Annotated in this window: 17 protein-coding genes; 14 read left to right on the top strand and 3 right to left on the bottom strand. The window is 58.8% G+C overall.

The features are described from left to right. Entirely contained in the window at positions 1 to 813 is an 813-nt protein-coding gene (locus J2X66_RS09595) for a cytochrome c biogenesis protein CcsA (RefSeq protein ID WP_310263493.1), read from the bottom strand. Positions 814 to 1,008: 195 nt separating this feature from the next. Here J2X66_RS09595 and ffh point away from each other — a divergent pair, with 195 nt between their 5' ends. The 11 genes from ffh (at position 1,009) to J2X66_RS09540 (ending at position 11,397) form a co-directional block, all read left to right on the top strand. Continuing rightward, entirely contained in the window at positions 1,009 to 2,385 is a 1,377-nt protein-coding gene (gene ffh / locus J2X66_RS09590) for a signal recognition particle protein (RefSeq protein WP_027924907.1), read from the top strand. A 250-nt stretch (positions 2,386 to 2,635) separates the two neighbouring features. Then, a complete protein-coding gene (gene rpsP, locus J2X66_RS09585) occupies positions 2,636 to 2,887 on the top strand; it encodes a 30S ribosomal protein S16 (RefSeq protein WP_007944872.1) in 252 nt (83 codons plus the stop codon). Positions 2,888 to 2,892: 5 nt separating this feature from the next. After that, on the top strand, positions 2,893 to 3,429 hold the full coding sequence (gene rimM / locus J2X66_RS09580) for a ribosome maturation factor RimM (RefSeq protein WP_008014731.1): 537 nt from the start codon (positions 2,893 to 2,895) through the stop codon (positions 3,427 to 3,429). Then, positions 3,411 to 4,184 (top strand): tRNA (guanosine(37)-N1)-methyltransferase TrmD, encoded by a 774-nt coding sequence (gene trmD, locus J2X66_RS09575; protein ID WP_178111736.1) that lies wholly within the window; start codon positions 3,411 to 3,413, stop codon positions 4,182 to 4,184. Before rimM ends, trmD begins: the two co-directional genes overlap by 19 nt. A gap of 45 nt (positions 4,185 to 4,229) precedes the next feature. Continuing rightward, complete coding sequence (gene rplS, locus J2X66_RS09570; protein WP_003175895.1) at positions 4,230 to 4,580, top strand: 50S ribosomal protein L19; 351 nt, start codon at positions 4,230 to 4,232, stop codon at positions 4,578 to 4,580. A 99-nt stretch (positions 4,581 to 4,679) separates the two neighbouring features. After that, positions 4,680 to 5,576, top strand: coding sequence for a site-specific tyrosine recombinase XerD (gene xerD / locus J2X66_RS09565; RefSeq protein WP_140666501.1), 897 nt, complete (start codon positions 4,680 to 4,682; stop codon positions 5,574 to 5,576). 207 nt (positions 5,577 to 5,783) lie between these two features. Continuing rightward, on the top strand, positions 5,784 to 6,515 hold the full coding sequence (gene dsbC, locus J2X66_RS09560; protein WP_123433639.1) for a bifunctional protein-disulfide isomerase/oxidoreductase DsbC: 732 nt from the start codon (positions 5,784 to 5,786) through the stop codon (positions 6,513 to 6,515). Between the two features lie 133 nt (positions 6,516 to 6,648). After that, positions 6,649 to 7,953: a homoserine dehydrogenase gene (locus tag J2X66_RS09555; protein ID WP_027924910.1), complete on the top strand. Its 1,305-nt coding sequence runs from the start codon at positions 6,649 to 6,651 to the stop codon at positions 7,951 to 7,953. A gap of 109 nt (positions 7,954 to 8,062) precedes the next feature. Then, positions 8,063 to 9,472, top strand: coding sequence for a threonine synthase (gene thrC / locus J2X66_RS09550; RefSeq protein WP_310263482.1), 1,410 nt, complete (start codon positions 8,063 to 8,065; stop codon positions 9,470 to 9,472). Between the two features lie 121 nt (positions 9,473 to 9,593). Further along, positions 9,594 to 10,946 carry a transporter substrate-binding domain-containing protein gene (locus tag J2X66_RS09545; RefSeq protein ID WP_310263477.1) on the top strand — a complete coding sequence of 451 codons (1,353 nt, stop codon included), beginning with the start codon at positions 9,594 to 9,596 and terminating at the stop codon, positions 10,944 to 10,946. Positions 10,947 to 11,109: 163 nt separating this feature from the next. Then, on the top strand, positions 11,110 to 11,397 hold the full coding sequence (locus tag J2X66_RS09540) for a DUF3509 domain-containing protein (protein ID WP_027924913.1): 288 nt from the start codon (positions 11,110 to 11,112) through the stop codon (positions 11,395 to 11,397). Positions 11,398 to 11,567: 170 nt separating this feature from the next. On the opposite strand, the gene J2X66_RS09535 is transcribed toward J2X66_RS09540, so the two are convergent. Next, complete coding sequence (locus J2X66_RS09535) at positions 11,568 to 12,494, bottom strand: TIGR02285 family protein (RefSeq protein WP_310263475.1); 927 nt, start codon at positions 12,492 to 12,494, stop codon at positions 11,568 to 11,570. Then, on the bottom strand, positions 12,475 to 13,674 hold the full coding sequence (locus tag J2X66_RS09530; RefSeq protein WP_310263473.1) for a CaiB/BaiF CoA-transferase family protein: 1,200 nt from the start codon (positions 13,672 to 13,674) through the stop codon (positions 12,475 to 12,477). Before J2X66_RS09530 ends, J2X66_RS09535 begins: the two co-directional genes overlap by 20 nt. A 147-nt stretch (positions 13,675 to 13,821) precedes the next feature. Between J2X66_RS09530 and J2X66_RS09525 the strand changes: the two genes are divergently transcribed. From J2X66_RS09525 to J2X66_RS09515, 3 genes are all read left to right on the top strand, one after another. Further along, a complete protein-coding gene (locus J2X66_RS09525) occupies positions 13,822 to 14,364 on the top strand; it encodes a YaeQ family protein (protein ID WP_027924916.1) in 543 nt (180 codons plus the stop codon). Positions 14,365 to 14,419: 55 nt separating this feature from the next. Next, complete coding sequence (recJ, locus tag J2X66_RS09520) at positions 14,420 to 16,129, top strand: single-stranded-DNA-specific exonuclease RecJ (protein WP_310263470.1); 1,710 nt, start codon at positions 14,420 to 14,422, stop codon at positions 16,127 to 16,129. A gap of 251 nt (positions 16,130 to 16,380) precedes the next feature. Next, the gene (locus J2X66_RS09515; RefSeq protein ID WP_027924918.1) at positions 16,381 to 17,487 is read left to right on the top strand and encodes an NADH:flavin oxidoreductase/NADH oxidase; all 1,107 of its coding nucleotides are present in this window, start codon (positions 16,381 to 16,383) and stop codon (positions 17,485 to 17,487) included. Positions 17,488 to 17,524 lie beyond the last annotated feature (37 nt).

The following is a 17,524-nucleotide window of genomic DNA, read 5'->3' as shown; positions in this document are numbered from 1 at the left end:
TCAGATGTGCAGGATGTATTCACGAACCAGCTTGCTGCCGAAATACGCCAGCATCAGCAGGCAGAAACCGGCGAGGGTCCAGCGAATCGCCTTGTGTCCACGCCAGCCGAGTCGGTTACGGCCCCACAGCAGCACGCTGAAGACAATCCAGGCCAGGCACGCCAGCAAGGTTTTATGCACCAGATGCTGGGCGAACAGGTTGTCGACAAACAGCCAGCCGGAGATCAATGACAACGATAGCAGGGTCCAGCCGGCCCACAGGAAGCCGAACAACAGGCTTTCCATGGTTTGCAGCGGCGGGAAGTTCTTGATCAGCCCTGAGGGGGGCTTGTGCTTGAGCTGGTGGTCTTGAACCAGCAGCAGCAACGCCTGGAACACCGCGATGGTGAACATGCCGTAAGCGAGGATCGACAAGAGGATATGGGCGAGGATGCCCGGTTCTTCGTCGATGACCTGCACGGTGCCGGCCGGGGCGAACTGCGCCAGTAATACGGTCGCGGCCCCAAGCGGGAACAGCAATATGAGCAGGTTTTCCACCGGGATTCGTGAGCAGGCCAGCAGGGTCAATGCAATGACCGCCGCGGCAATCAGGCTGGCGGCGCTGAAAAAGTCCAGGCCCAGGCCGATTGGCGTCAGAAGGTGGGTGAACAGGCTGGCGCTGTGGGCCAGTACGGCCAGCACGCCGAGCGTGACCAGCAGGCGCTTGTTCGCCTTGGCGCCGGCGGCCAGACGAGAGCCCTGATATAGAGTCGCAGCGGCATATAAGCAGGCGGCGGCGAGGGTGGTAAGCAAACTGGGTGACAAGGGGAGCATAAATCCTGTTAGGCAAGCCCGAAAGGCGCTGAGTTTGGCATAGAACCCCCGTCGCACGAAAGTGTGAGGTGTCCGCCAGACGCAGTCTTCGCTATAATCCGCGACCTGCCCACGCCGCAGGCTCGCCGAGCACATGTTTATTCCGGTCTGGGCCGCCATTATCCCGGTCTACACAGGGCCTGAAAGGATCGCGCAATGTTTGAAAACTTAACCGACCGTCTCTCGCAGACGCTGCGCCATGTCACCGGCAAGGCCAAGCTGACCGAGGACAACATCAAAGACACCTTGCGCGAAGTGCGCATGGCATTGCTCGAAGCCGACGTCGCCTTGCCAGTGGTCAAAGACTTCGTCAATTCGGTCAAGGAGCGCGCTGTCGGCACTGAGGTGTCGCGCAGCCTGACGCCGGGCCAGGCTTTTGTGAAGATCGTCCAGGCCGAGCTCGAAAGCCTGATGGGCGCGGCCAACGAAGACCTGAACCTGAGCGCCGTTCCACCTGCCGTGATCCTGATGGCCGGTTTGCAGGGCGCGGGTAAAACCACCACCGCCGGCAAGCTGGCGCGCTTCCTTAAAGAGCGCAAGAAGAAGTCGGTCATGGTCGTGTCTGCGGACGTTTACCGTCCAGCGGCGATCAAACAACTGGAAATGCTTGCCGGTGAAGTCGGTGTGACCTTCTTCCCGTCCGACCTGAGCCAGAAGCCGGTCGACATCGCGCAAGCGGCTATTAAAGAAGCAAAACTGAAATTCATCGACGTGGTCATCGTCGACACCGCCGGTCGTCTGCACATCGACGAAGAGATGATGGGCGAGATCAAGGCGCTGCACGCCGCGATCAACCCGGTCGAAACCCTGTTCGTGGTTGACGCCATGACCGGCCAGGACGCCGCCAACACCGCCAAGGCGTTTGGTGATGCACTGCCGCTGACCGGCGTGATCCTGACCAAGGTCGACGGTGATGCCCGTGGCGGTGCCGCGCTGTCGGTTCGCGCCATCACCGGCAAGCCGATCAAGTTCATCGGTATGGGCGAGAAGAGCGACGCGCTCGATCCGTTCCACCCTGAGCGTATTGCTTCGCGCATCCTCGGCATGGGCGACGTGCTCAGCCTGATCGAACAGGCCGAAGCCACCCTCGACAAGGACAAGGCCGACAAACTGGCCAAGAAACTGAAGAAGGGCAAAGGCTTCGACCTCGAAGACTTCCGCGATCAGCTGCAACAAATGAAAAACATGGGCGGCCTCGGCGGCCTCATGGACAAACTGCCGAACATCGGCGGTGTGAACCTGGCGCAGATGGGCAATGCCCAGGGTGCGGCAGAAAAGCAATTCAAGCAGATGGAAGCCATCATCAACTCCATGACCCCGGCCGAGCGCCGCGACCCTGAGATGATCAGCGGTTCGCGCAAGCGCCGGATTGCCATGGGTTCCGGCACTCAGGTGCAGGACATCGGTCGCTTGATCAAGCAGCACAAGCAGATGCAGAAAATGATGAAGAAATTCTCCGCGAAAGGCGGAATGGCCAAAATGATGCGCGGCATGGGCGGTATGTTGCCCGGCGGCGGCATGCCCAAGATGTAAAGAATTCGCGCCGGCAGTCATGTCGGCGCAACCCCACACGGAAGTGGGATCTCCAGCAAACCCGCACTTGGCGGGAGCTGACTGGCCGTTTTCAACGACGGCTCTATAGCAAATCTGGATGGCGTCCGATAGGCCGCCGGAAAAAGTCATTTGCAAAAGTCCGGATATTCCTTAGAATATGCGGCCTTTCGGGCACCTATGCCCGCTGTGCCTTTAGATTTGCAGCACCGACTACAGGAACGATGTTCACATGCTAACAATCCGTCTTGCCCTTGGCGGCTCCAAAAAGCGCCCGTTTTACCACTTGACCGTAACCGACAGCCGCAACCCGCGCGACGGTTCGCACAAGGAACAGGTTGGTTTCTTCAACCCTGTTGCTCGTGGTCAAGAAGTCCGTCTGTCCGTGAACCAAGAGCGCGTAGCCTACTGGCTGAGCGTTGGTGCACAACCTTCTGAGCGTGTTGCTCAGTTGTTGAAGGACGCGGCTAAGGCTGCGGCCTGAGCAATATGAACGCGACGCCAGCTGTTGCTGATGATTTGATCGTTATCGGCAAAATTTATTCGGTTCATGGCGTTCGCGGCGAAGTGAAGGTGTATTCCTTTACTGATCCGACAGAAAACCTGTTGCAGTACAAAACCTGGACGCTCAAGCGCGAAGGTAATGTGAAACAGGTCGAGCTGGTCAGCGGACGTGGGAACGACAAGTTCCTGGTCGCGAAGCTCAAGGGTCTTGATGATCGTGAAGAAGCTCGTCTTCTGGCCGGTTACGAGATCTGTGTGCCGCGCAACCTGTTCCCTGAATTGACCGACGGCGAGTACTACTGGTACCAGCTGGAAGGTCTGAAGGTTATTGATCAACTCGGGCAATTGCTCGGGAAAATCGATCATCTTCTGGAAACCGGCGCCAATGATGTAATGGTGGTCAAGCCTTGCGCTGGCAGCCTGGATGATCGCGAACGCCTGTTGCCCTATACGGAGCAATGCGTGTTGGCCGTCGACCTTGCCGCAGGCGAGATGAAGGTGGAATGGGATGCGGACTTCTAAGCGTGGCTAACTTGCGCGTAGAAGTGATCAGTTTGTTTCCCGAGATGTTCTCCGCCATCAGCGAGTACGGCATCACCAGTCGGGCGGTGAAACAGGGGCTCTTGCAGCTCACCTGTTGGAACCCGCGAGACTACACGACGGATCGACATCACACCGTGGATGATCGCCCATTTGGCGGTGGTCCGGGCATGGTGATGAAGATCAAGCCCCTGGAAGATGCTCTGGTTCAGGCCAAGGCAGCAGCCGGGGAGGCGGCGAAGGTAATTTACCTGTCCCCCCAAGGCCGTCAACTGAATCAGTCGGCGGTGCGCGAGTTGGCGAATCTGGATGCATTGATCCTGATTGCCGGCCGCTATGAAGGCATTGACGAGCGATTTATTGAAGCGCATGTCGATGAAGAGTGGTCGATTGGCGACTATGTACTGTCTGGCGGCGAGCTGCCGGCGATGGTCCTGATCGATGCGGTTACACGACTGCTGCCTGGAGCTTTAGGGCATGCGGACTCCGCCGAGGAAGATTCCTTTACGGATGGTTTGCTGGATTGCCCGCACTACACCCGACCGGAGGTGTATGCGGATCAGCGTGTTCCCGACGTGTTGCTAAGTGGCAATCACGCGCATATCCGGCGTTGGCGTTTACAGCAGTCCCTTGGTAGGACCTTTGAACGACGCGCCGATCTTCTGGAAAGCCGCTCGCTTTCTGGAGAAGAGAAGAAGCTGCTCGAGGAATACATCCGCGAGCGGGACGATAGTTAACAACGTATCGATGGTAGATCCGACGATTTACCTTAGGAGCACAGCATGACTAACAAAATCATCCTTGCACTCGAAGCAGAGCAGATGACCAAAGAGATCCCTACCTTTGCCCCGGGCGACACCATTGTCGTTCAGGTGAAAGTGAAGGAAGGCGACCGTTCGCGTCTGCAAGCGTTCGAAGGTGTTGTTATCGCCAAGCGTAACCGCGGCGTAAACAGTGCATTCACCGTTCGTAAAATCTCCAACGGTGTTGGCGTAGAGCGTACTTTCCAGACCTACAGCCCGCAAATCGACAGCATGGCCGTTAAACGTCGCGGTGACGTACGTAAAGCCAAGCTGTACTACCTGCGTGACCTGTCCGGTAAAGCAGCTCGCATCAAGGAAAAACTGGCTTAAGTCCAGCTTCCGATGCAGAAAAAAGCAGCCTACGGGCTGCTTTTTTGTTGCCTGCGATTTATCTTCCCTGACCGTACTGTTGGTCTTGCCTGAGCCTTTATGCCCGCCATCGATCATCCCCTGATAGACCAATTCCTCGACGCCCTGTGGCTGGAGAAAGGCCTTTCCGACAACACCCGCGATGCCTATCGCAGTGACCTGGCGCTGTTCAACGGCTGGCTGCAGGAAAAGGGCCTGGAGTTGGTCAATGCCGGTCGCGAGTTGATCCTTGATCACCTGGCCTGGCGCCTGGAGCAGAACTACAAACCCCGTTCCACTGCGAGATTTCTCTCGGGTGTACGTGGCTTTTATCGCTATCTGCTGCGGGAAAAACTGATCGCCGTTGACCCGACCTTGCGCGTCGATATGCCGCAACTCGGTAGGCCTTTGCCTAAATCCCTGTCGGAAGCCGACGTCGAAGCCTTGCTCAAGGCGCCGGATTTGAGCGAAGCCATCGGCCAGCGTGACCGCGCCATGCTCGAAGTGCTTTACGCCTGTGGCTTGCGCGTGACCGAGCTGATCAGCCTGACGCTGGAGCAGGTCAACCTGCGCCAAGGCGTGCTGCGGGTGATGGGCAAGGGCAGCAAGGAGCGACTGGTGCCGATGGGTGAGGAGGCGATCGTCTGGGTCGAACGTTACATGCGCGATGGCCGCCAGGAGCTGCTTGGCGGGCGTCCCAGTGATGTCATGTTCCCCAGCCAGCGCGGCGAGCAGATGACCCGCCAGACCTTCTGGCACCGCATCAAGCACCAGGCCAAGGTCGCCGGGATCGGCAAGTCGCTGTCGCCGCACACCTTGCGCCACGCCTTCGCCACGCACCTGCTCAACCACGGCGCCGACCTGCGTGTGGTGCAAATGCTGCTCGGTCACAGCGATTTGTCGACGACCCAGATCTACACCCACGTCGCCCGGGCGCGCTTGCAAGACCTGCATGCCAAACATCACCCGCGCGGTTAACACAGGACTCTGTAGCAGCCGGCCGCAGGCTTCGCCAGATGCGACATAAAGCGTCTTGCACCGTGAGCGAAATGTCGTGCATCAGGCGCATTCGGTCACACGGACCTTATGTGGTAGGCTTTGCCGGTTTGCACGATGGGCGGTTATGACCCGGTGTTTCGGCACGGGCGTTCTGATCGTCCCATTTGTCCGCCTTCAGGAGTTCTCATGCGTCTGACCCAGATTTTCGCCGCCGCCGCCATTGCGTTGGTCAGCACCTTTGCCGTCGCCGATGACGCGGCCGACAAAGCCATTCGTAAAAGCCTGGAAAACCTCCAGCTCGAAGTACCGGTAGAAAGCATCTCCGCCAGTCCGCTGCCAGGGATGTACGAAGTCAAACTCAAGGGCAGCCGCGTGCTATACGCCAGCGCCGACGGCCAGTACGTGGTTCAGGGCTACCTGTTCCAGCTCAAGGACGGCAAACCGGTCAACCTGACCGAGAAAACCGAACGCCTGGGCATTTCCAAACTGGTCAACGACATTCCGGTTGCGGAAACCGTGGTTTACCCGGCCATCGGCGAGACCAAATCGCACATCACCGTGTTCACCGACACCACCTGCCCTTACTGCCACAAACTGCACGCCGAAGTGCCTGAGCTGAACAAGCGCGGCATCGAAGTGCGCTACGTCGCGTTCCCGCGTCAGGGCCTGGGCTCTCCAGGTGACGAGCAGCTGCAAGCGGTATGGTGCTCGAAAGACAAAAAAGCGGCCATGGACAAAATGGTCGATGGCAAGGAAATCAAGGCCGCCAAGTGCGATAACCCGGTTTCCAAACAGTTCGCCCTTGGTCAGTCGATCGGCGTGAACGGCACACCGGCCATCGTTTTGGCCGACGGTCAGGTCATTCCGGGCTACCAGCCTGCGCCACAAGTCGCCAAACTGGCACTGGGCGCGAAGTAAATTCGCATCGTCACGGTCAGCCATTGACGATCGTGGTCCGGCAGCGTCATCGCCGGGCCATTAATAGAGAACCGCGAGCACGCGGTTGTTTTCACGGCCGACCTTGAGTCGGCCGTTTTATGGGGAGTTCACAGTGAAACCGGTCAAAGTAGGCATCTGTGGGTTAGGAACCGTCGGTGGCGGTACCTTCAACGTACTTCAGCGCAACGCCGAGGAAATTGCTCGTCGTGCCGGGCGTGGAATCGAAGTGGCACAAATTGCCATGCGCACGCCAAAGCCTCAGTTCCAGACGACCGGTATTGCGATTACCAACGATGTCTTCGAAGTGGCCACGAACCCTGAGATCGACATCGTTATAGAGCTGATGGGCGGCTACACCGTTGCCCGCGAGCTGGTACTCAAGGCCATCGAGAATGGCAAGCATGTGGTCACCGCGAACAAGGCATTGATTGCCGTTCACGGTAATGAAATTTTCGCCAAGGCTCGCGAGAAAGGCGTGATCGTGGCGTTCGAAGCGGCTGTGGCCGGTGGCATTCCGGTGATCAAGGCGATCCGTGAAGGCCTGTCGGCCAACCGCATCAACTGGGTCGCCGGCATCATCAACGGTACCGGCAACTTCATCCTCACCGAAATGCGTGAGAAAGGTCGCACCTTCGAAGACGTGCTGGCCGAGGCGCAAGCCCTGGGCTACGCCGAAGCAGATCCGACCTTCGACGTTGAAGGTATCGATGCCGCTCACAAGCTGACGATCCTGGCGTCCATCGCGTTCGGAATCCCGCTGCAGTTCGACAAGGCTTATACCGAAGGCATCACCAAGCTGACCACCGCCGACGTGAACTACGCCGAAGCGCTGGGCTATCGCATCAAGCACCTCGGCGTGGCTCGCAGCACTGCGGCCGGTATCGAGTTGCGCGTGCACCCGACGCTGATTCCGGCCGATCGTTTGATCGCCAACGTCAACGGCGTGATGAACGCGGTCATGGTCAATGGCGACGCCGCTGGTTCGACCCTGTTCTACGGCGCTGGCGCCGGCATGGAGCCGACGGCTTCGTCGGTGATCGCCGACCTGGTGGACGTGGTTCGCGCCATGACCTCCGACCCGGAAAACCGCGTACCGCACCTGGCCTTCCAGCCGGACTCGCTGTCGGCGCACCCGATCCTGCCGATCGAAGCCTGCGAAAGCGCCTACTACCTGCGCATTCAGGCCAAGGACCATCCGGGCGTGTTGGCCCAGGTGGCGAGCATCCTGTCGGAGCGCGGCATCAACATCGAATCGATCATGCAGAAGGAAGTGGAAGAGCATGATGGTCTGGTGCCGATGATCCTGCTGACGCACCGTGTGCTGGAACAGCACATGAACGACGCGATTGCCGCCCTTGAAGCGTTGACCGGTGTGGTCGGTCCGGTTGTACGGATCCGCGTCGAGCACCTGAACTAAACAAAAGCAGCGGCAAGCTGCGAGCTCCAAGCGGCAAGTCAAAGGCAGTCCGGCTTTTACTTGCAGCTTGTAGCTTGAAACTTGAAGCTCAAACCAAAGGTTCGCCCCTATGCGTTATATCAGTACCCGCGGCCAGGCACCGGCCCTTAATTTCGAAGACGTCCTGCTGGCTGGTCTCGCCACCGACGGCGGTCTGTACGTCCCGGAAAACCTGCCACGTTTCACCCAGGAAGAAATCGCTTCCTGGGCCGGCCTGCCGTATCACGAGCTGGCTTTCCGGGTGATGCGTCCGTTCGTTACCGGCAGCATCCCTGACGCCGATTTCAAAAAGATCCTCGAAGAAACCTACGCTGTGTTTTCGCACAGCGCCGTCGCACCGTTGCGTCAGCTGAACGGCAACGAATGGGTGCTGGAACTGTTCCACGGCCCGACCCTGGCGTTTAAAGATTTTGCCCTGCAACTGCTCGGTCGTTTGCTCGACTACGTGCTGGAAAAGCGCGGTGAACGCGTGGTAATCGTTGGCGCCACCTCCGGTGATACCGGTTCGGCCGCCATCGAAGGCTGCAAGCACTGCGAAAACGTCGACATCTTCATCCTGCACCCGCACAACCGTGTGTCCGAAGTGCAGCGTCGCCAGATGACTACCATCTTCGGCGAGAACATCCACAACATCGCCATCGAAGGCAACTTCGATGACTGCCAGGAAATGGTCAAGGCGAGCTTCGCCGACCAGAGCTTCCTCAAAGGCACACGCCTGGTCGCGGTGAACTCGATCAACTGGGCGCGGATCATGGCCCAGATCGTTTACTACTTTTACGCATCGCTGCAACTGGGTGGCCCGGCACGCTCGGTGTCGTTCTCGGTGCCGACCGGCAACTTTGGCGACATCTTCGCCGGTTACCTGGCGCGCAACATGGGCCTGCCGATCAACCAGTTGATCGTCGCCACCAACCGCAACGACATCCTGCACCGCTTCATGAGCGGCAATCAGTACGTCAAGGAAACCCTGCACGCGACCCTGTCGCCGTCGATGGACATCATGGTGTCCTCGAACTTCGAACGCCTGCTGTTCGACCTCCACGGTCGCAATGGCGCGGCGATTGCCGGGCTGATGGACAGCTTCAAGCAGGGTGGCGGTTTCAGCGTCGAACAGGAACGCTGGACCGAAGCCCGCAAGCTGTTCGATTCCCTGGCCGTGGATGACGCACAGACCTGCGAAACCATCGCCGAAGTGTACGAACAAACTGGCGAGCTGCTGGATCCGCACACGGCAATCGGCGTGAAGGCTGCGCGCGAGTGCCGTCGCAGTCTGGACATTCCAATGGTCATCCTTGGCACGGCCCATCCGGTCAAATTCCCGGACGCAGTGCTGAAAGCCGGTGTAGGAAAAGCGCTTGAACTACCTACACATCTTTCTGATTTGTTTGAGAGAGATGAGCGTTGCACCGTATTGCCAAACGACCTGAAAGCCGTGCAGGCCTTTGTCAGTCAGCATGGCAACCGTGGCAAGCCGTTGTAACCGGTAAAAGCTGTCACATTTTGAAGCCCGTCTCCTGACGGGCTTTCTCGTTTCTGCGTGCCACACTTGTTGCGTTTTCGCCCCATGAAGGACGGGCGAGTTGATCGCGAAGGAAGTGGTAATGCAGTTTTTCAAAAGGCTCGGACCAGCCGTGTGCTGGATGTTTTTAGTCAGTGTCATGTGCTTTACCCACGCGGCGCTGGCAGCGCAATGGGTGAATTCCGAGGCGAAGGAGGTGGTTGTCGATGCGGCGATAAAACTCGACGCAGAGGAATTGCGATGGATTGCCGAGCACCCGCAAGTCACCGTCGCATCGGTGCAGTACCCGTTGTATCTGTTCAAGGATGAGCACGGCCAATGGAATGGCTTGAACAACGATCTGCTCAATCGCATCAGTGCCATGACAGGCTTGAAGTTTGTTCACGAAGAATCGTTTTCCACTGATCAGATGCTCGGGCGTCTGGAAAGCGGCGCCGCGGACATGAGCACGACACTGGCAGTGAATGACGAACGCAAAGGGTTTCTGGATTTCAGTCATGCCTTTGGTGGTGCTGGCTGGGTGTTCGTCGGGCGGGCAGAAGAACCTCTGGTGCAGTCCCTCGAGCAGTTGTCGAAAAAAGTCCTGGTGCTGCCGATCCGGCATGCACTCGAAGGTACGATTCGCCACGACTATCCGGCGATCGAACTGCGCTCGGTCAAAACCTATGCCGAAGCCAGGGCATTGGTTGAAAGCGGTGAAGCCTTTGCCACCATCGAAAATGAAATCGGGGCGCAGCTGTATCCGCTGGGGCAACTCAAGGTCGGACGTGCCGTGGAGGGAAAATGGGAGGCCGATCATCTGGCCGTACGCAAAGGTCAGTCGCCGTTGCTGAGCATCCTCAACAAGGCGCTCGAGGCCTTTCCACCTGCCGAGTTGCGGGCCATTCGCTTGAAGTGGCTCAGCGGAATCGGATCAATGAAGACGCCCACCCTCTGGCAGCGGCTTAGCGATTGGGGGTGTTGGGGCTTGGTTGTCGTCGGTCTTTTTGGTCTGCTTTCATTGTTCTGGAACCGACGCCTCGCCGGCTTGAACCAGCAACACCTGAACGACGAGAAAAACCTCAACGATCAACTCGCCTTCCAGCATGCCTTGATGGATGCCATGCCTGATCCGGTGTTTGTACGTGATCTGCAAGGGCGTTTGATCATGTGCAACAAAAGTTATGAAGAGAGTCTGGCAACCCGTTTCGACCAGATTCAGGGGCGACAGTTGATCGAACTCGATCTCCTGCCCAAAGCGACGGCAGAGCGCTTGCACGCAGAGTTCATCACCCTGTTAAGTACACGCAAGCCCCGGTTCATTGAGCGTCAATTGGAGTTCAAGAACGGTGTCAGGGATATCTATCAGTGGACGGTGCCGTTCTACAGCGGCGATGGCCAATTGCGCGGTCTACTCGGAGGCTGGACGGATAAAGACAGACGGCGGGGCGAGTGATGGGGCTGTTTTTTCCCTGTCATCTTTGCAGTGCATGCTCTATCAACCAGAGGCGCCGACGCGCCTGTACCTGGAAATCCAGAACTTTCTTCTCGGGCCAGTGGTCATTAACTGTGAGCACGCCCCAGGCACTTTGTTTCCGGACTATTGAGTGGTGATCGAGATGGAAAGTATCAGTCTATTGCTCGGTGAGGCACTGAGCCCGTATCAGGTCACGCTGACCCCGTCGGGTGCCCATGGCGAATGCCTGGTGACGTTGAAGAATGCGACCGGCGCGATAGTGGTGGAACGCGCCTTCAATCAGGCTCAGTTGACCGACAAGCGTCTGCTGACCGATGTCGTCGACGGATTGCACCGCGACGTGCTCATTGCCGAAGGACGGCTGGAGCCCTGTGTTATCGCGGCATTGCGTAATGCGGCCCAGGAGAAAATGCTGGCTCGCAGAAATTGACGTGATTGTTGTGGGAACCTTCCTGCGCTTAGGTCAGTCAGATCATGTAACAGCAGGATCAGGCATTGTGCTCCGGTGCTTGAAGCTTGCTGCTACTGGTCTTTATGTAGGCCACGTTTAACCCCGAGTCGTCTCCCCACTTCTCGGGGTTTCTTTTTGCCCGCGATTTGTCAGTGCTCGGCCTGATGCTCGAAAAACGCCTTGGTTTCTGCCAGATAATCCTTACGCCTTTCGGGATCGAGCCAGTCGGCATACAACGGGTCCAGTCGCTCATGAGGCAGTGTGCGCAATAGCTGGTTTATTTCGCTGATCGCCTGCCGACCCTGGTCCGTATTGGTGCAACCGATGTACCCGGACATGTATTTGCCCGTGCCCTTGATCGGATAAAACGCCAGTTCATCATCGGAAATGTGCGCTTGACCGGCCAGGTAGCGAATTTCTGGCCAGTAACCCAATACCACCTGCAATCGTCCCAGACGTTGCATCTGCAACAGGCTGCCGAGCGCATCGTTGCCGTAGTGAGGCGTCAGAGCACCGGCTGGTGCCTGCTTTAGCAATGCATCAAGGACTTGTCCGTAACTGCGCTCGGCCACCACACCGACTTTCTTGCCACTGCCGGCCAGCAACGCTGCCAAATCGACTTCACCGTCGCTCAGAAACGGTTCCAGCACGGGTCGATTTTCCTTGCGCACGACAAGTCCATTGCTCACGGCGCGGAAGGCTGGAATCGAAAATGCGATCCACTGTTCCCGCTCCTTGGTCCAGACCAGCGAGGGATCGCAGGTAAACGACGGTTCGTGAAGCATCTGCATACCGCGGGCGCGGTTGACCCGCATCAGGGTGTGTTCGTATTGCGGCATGCCGGCAATCAACAGCGGCAGCATCTGATCGATGATCCCCTGACCTTTTTTCGGGCCCTCGAAGATCATCGTCGGTGGCAAATCACGCAGCAACCAGATCAGCGTCTCTTTAGGTTGCGCCGAGACGGGGAGTGCCAACCCGGCCAACAGCCAGAAAGCCGCCATTGTGCACCCGTTGCGGGTGGCGTGGAGGGCCGATGAAAGCAGGCGCTTCAGCTTAGATGGCCCCGTCTTCACGCAGCTTTTCGATCTGTACCTTGTCGTAACCAAGATCGTGCAGTACCTGCGCATTGTGTTCGCCCAACTGCGGCCCGACCCATTCCGAAGTGCCAGGTGTCTCTGAGAGTTTCGGCACAATGCCCGGCATCTTGAAATCTTTACCGTCCGGAAGCTTGGCCTGCAGGAACATTTCCCGGGCCAGGTATTGCGGGTCGCTGAACATGTCTTCGGCACTGAAGATCCGGCTGGCCGGCACGTCAGCCTGATTCAGCCGTTCGATCACGGTGTCCAGCGGCAGTGAATTGACCCAGCGATCAATCACGCCGTAAATCTCGTCACGACGGCTGTCTCGTCCGTCGTTGCTGGCCAGTACCGGGTCATTGGCCAGGTCTTCGCGGCCGATGATCAGCATGAACCGTTTGAAAATCGCATCACCGTTGGCGCCGATCTGCACATGTTTGCCGTCGGCGCTGGTGTGGATCGAAGAGGGCGTGATGCCCGGCATGATGTTGCCGGTGCGTTCGCGAATGAAACCAAACACATCGAACTCCGGCACCATGCTTTCCATCATGGCGAAGATGGCTTCGTACAACGCCACGTCGACCACTTGGCCGAGGCCGCCGTTTACCTCGCGATGACGCAGGGCCATCAGCGCGCCGATCACGCCCCAGAGCGCCGCAATCGAGTCACCGATGGAAATCCCGGTGCGCACAGGCGGGCGGTCCTCGAAACCGGTGATGTAGCGCAGGCCGCCCATGGACTCACCGACCGCGCCGAAACCTGGCTGGTCCTTCATCGGCCCGGTCTGACCAAAACCGGAGAGACGCACCATCACCAGTTTCGGGTTCAGCGCGTGCAGGACGTCCCAGCCAAGGCCGAGTTTTTCCAGCACACCGGGGCGAAAATTCTCGATCAGGATGTCCGCTTCACCGAGCAGTTTTTTCAGAATCGCCAGGCCGTCGGGGTGTTTCAGGTTCAGGGTCAGGGACTTTTTGTTGCGCGCCTGGACGAACCACCACAGCGAAGTGCCTTCGTACAGTTTTCGCCATTTACGCAACGGATCGCCACCGTCGGGTGATTCTATCTTGATCACTTCGGCGCCAAACTCACCGCAAATGCGCGAGGCAAACGGCCCTGCGATCAACGTACCCAATTCGATGACTTTCAGACCTGAGAGCGGTTTTCCGGTGAGCGGCATACGGGATCCTGTAGGACAAAGGCTGAGCAGAGATAGCGTTTTAACATAGCCGAACGTCAGACGAGCAAGCAGAATTGCCTTCAGTTCGATGATTGCCTACAGCATCGGTTAGACTTGCCGCCTTTCCTCGTATCAAGAAGCCCGTTCATGGCCCAGCCGTCCACGACCTACAAGTTTGAACTGAACCTCACCGACCTCGACCGCAGTATCTACGAGACCGTGAAGCAGACCATCGCCCGTCACCCTTCGGAAACCGAAGAGCGCATGACCGTGCGGCTGTTGGCCTACGCCTTCTGGTACAACGAGCAGCTGTCATTCGGTCGTGGTCTGTCAGACGTGGATGAACCTGCCCTGTGGGAAAAGAGCCTGGACGACCGCGTCCTGCACTGGATCGAAGTCGGCCAGCCAGACGCCGATCGCCTGACCTGGTGCTCGCGTCGCACCGAACGCACCAGCCTTTTGGCTTATGGCAGCCTGCGCGTCTGGGAAACCAAAGTGATCCCTGCGATCAAAAACCTGAAGAATGTGCACATTGCTGCCGTGCCTCAGGAAATCCTGGAAACCCTGGCCAAAGACATGCCACGGGTGATCAAGTGGGACGTGATGATCAGCGAAGGGACGATTTTCGTCACCGACGACCGTGGTCAGCATGAAGTCCAGTTGCAATGGCTGCAAGGCGAGCGCGGCTAATACTGCGCTGGCAACAGACTAATCCCACGTAATCAAGAGAAGCTTCCGTCACCCCATGCGCATCGAACCTCGCCTGTTGCCCGACACCCTGCCATTTCTCGGTGATTTGCCGCCGCTACTGACCCGCCTGTACGCGGCGCGGGGCGTGCTGACCGAGGCTGAACTGGACAAGAGCCTGGCGCGGCTGATTCCGTTCCAGCAGCTCAAAGGCATCGATGCCGCTGTGGATTTGCTGGTGACGGCGCTGGAACAGCGCCAGCGCATTCTGATCGTCGGCGACTTTGACGCCGATGGTGCCACGGCCAGTACCGTGGGCGTGTTGGGCTTGCGCCTGCTGGGTGCGGCTCACGTCGACTATCTGGTGCCAAACCGGTTTGAGTACGGCTATGGCCTGACGCCGGAAATTGTCGAAGTCGCGTTGACCCGTACGCCGCAATTGCTGATCACCGTGGACAACGGTATTTCCAGTGTCGAAGGCGTGGCGGCGGCGAAAAAGGCCGGTCTCAACGTGCTGGTCACCGACCACCACTTGCCCGGCGATGAACTGCCGCTGGCCGATGCCATCGTCAATCCGAACCAGCCAGGGTGCGATTTCCCGAGCAAGGCATTGGCCGGTGTCGGGGTGATTTTCTATGTGCTGATGGCGTTGCGTGCGCGTTTGCGCAGCCTTGGCTGGTACGAGAGCAAGCCGCAGCCGAACATTGGCGAATTGCTGGACCTGGTGGCGCTGGGCAGCGTCGCCGACGTGGTGCCGCTGGATGCCAACAACCGGATTCTGGTCCATCAAGGTCTGGAGCGGATTCGCGCCGGGCGTGCGCGACCGGGGATCAAGGCGATTCTCGACGTCGCCAAGCGTGAGCCGGCGCGCATCACCTCTACCGATCTGGGCTTCATTGTCGGCCCGCGCCTTAACGCGGCAGGGCGGCTGGATGACATGAGCCTGGGCATCGAATGCCTGCTCACTGATGACGCGGGGCTGGCGCGGGAAATGGCCGTGCAACTCGACGGCATGAACCAGGACCGCAAATCCATCGAACAGGGCATGCAGCGTGAAGCGCTGGCGCAACTGAAGGATTTGCCGGTCGAGTCGATGCCGTTCGGTTTGTGCCTGTTTGATCCCGAATGGCACCAAGGTGTCATCGGCATCCTTGCTTCGCGGATGAAAGAGCGCTATTTCCGCCCGACCATCGCCTTTGCCGATGCCGGTGACGGCTTGCTCAAGGGCTCGGGACGTTCGGTTCAGGGGTTCCACATTCGCGACGCGCTGAGCGTGGTGGCCGCGCAACATCCCAACCTGATCAGCAAGTACGGCGGCCACGCGATGGCGGCCGGGCTGACGCTACCGGAAGCGAATTTTCCGCTGTTTGCCGAGGCCTTTGATGCGGAGGTGCGTCGGCAATTGCGCGAAGAAGACCTGACCGGCCGGTTGCTGTCGGACGGCACGCTGGCGGTCGAAGAGTTCCACCTCGAACTGGCGCGGGCCCTGCGTCATGCCGGTCCTTGGGGGCAGCACTTTCCGGAGCCGCTGTTCCATGGCGTGTTCCAACTGGTTGAGCAGCGCGTTGTCGGTGAACGTCACCTGAAAGTGGTACTGAAAAGCGAATGCGGCTCGGTGAAACTCGACGGCATCGCCTTCGGCATCGACCGCGATATCTGGCCGAACCCGACCATCAAATGGGTGGAATTGGCCTATAAACTCGACCTCAACGAGTTTCGCGGTAACGAGACCGTGCAGCTGATGATTGCCCACATCGAACCGCGGTGACCCCGTCGCGGGCAAGCCTTGCTCCAACAGGCGCATGGCTTGCCCGCGATAGCGATCTTCCTGACGCCAAATATCCCAGGAACCCTCCCTCATCCCCCGATGTCGACTAGGCTCTAAGCACTGCTTGATTATCCTTGTGACGTCTTGTCGAATTTTTTGCCCGCGGGGGCGGGTGCTGCGCCTTTTTCCTGTCACTCGTCGACTTTTCAAACAGAACCCTGGAGCCTGCCCACTGATTCGAGAGGTGCCCCATGAGTCTGCTGCTTGAACCCTATACCCTGCGTCAATTGACCCTGCTCAACCGTATCGCGGTCTCCCCGATGTGCCAGTACTCCAGCGTCGATGGGCTGGCCAATGACTGGCACCTTGTACACCTTGGCAGTCGTGCGGTCGGCGGCGCCGGCCTGGTGTTTACCGAAGCAACCGCCGTCACCGCCGACGGGCGTATCACCGCTCAGGACCTTGGCCTGTGGACTGACGAGCAGATCGAACCCCTGCAACGCATTACCCGCTTCATCGCCGCTCAGGGCGCTGTGGCCGGCATTCAGTTGGCACACGCCGGGCGCAAGGCCAGCACTCATCGGCCGTGGCTCGGTAAACATGGCAGCGTTAAACCCGAAGACGGCGGCTGGGTGCCGGTAGGCCCGTCGACCATTGCTTTCGACCCGCAGCACACGCACCCAAGGCAACTCGAAGAAAGCGAGATCGCCGAGGTCATTCAGGCTTTTGTCGCTGCTGCCCAGCGTGCATTGACCGCCGGATTCAAAGTGGTCGAAATCCATGCCGCCCACGGTTACCTGCTGCATCAATTTCTGTCGCCCCTGAGCAATCAGCGCCGCGATCAATACGGTGGTTCATTCGAGAATCGCATCCGACTGGTGCTGCAAGTCACCGAAGCGGTGCGTGCGGTGTGGCCTGAAGAGCTGCCGTTGTTCGTGCGGGTATCGGCCACCGATTGGGTGGAAGACGGCTGGAATCCGGATGAAACCGTGGAGCTGGCGCGCCGCCTCAAAGGGCTGGGCGTGGATCTGATCGATGTGTCTTCGGGCGGCACGGCGGCCAATGCCGAAATTCCGACCGGGCCCGGTTATCAAACCCGCTTCGCCGAGCGCGTGCGCAAGGAGTCGGGCATTGCCACCGGCACGGTCGGCATGATCACCGAGCCGGCCCAGGCCGAACATATCTTGCGCACGTGCCAGGCGGACATCATCTTCCTGGCACGAGAACTGTTGCGCGATCCGTATTGGCCACTGCATGCCGATGATGATTTAGGTGGGCGCAAGGCAATCTGGCCTGCGCAATACCAGCGGGCGACGCACCGGGATCAGCCGATACATGAGTCGGATTTGCGTGACTGAGTATGGCTGGGAAAACAAAAAGCCCCGATCGTTGTGA

The organism is Pseudomonas sp. 3296, from assembly GCF_031456615.1.
In the GTDB taxonomy this organism is placed as follows: Bacteria; Pseudomonadota; Gammaproteobacteria; order Pseudomonadales; family Pseudomonadaceae; genus Aquipseudomonas; species Aquipseudomonas mucoides.
This window is presented reverse-complemented; position numbering and strand designations above follow the sequence as displayed.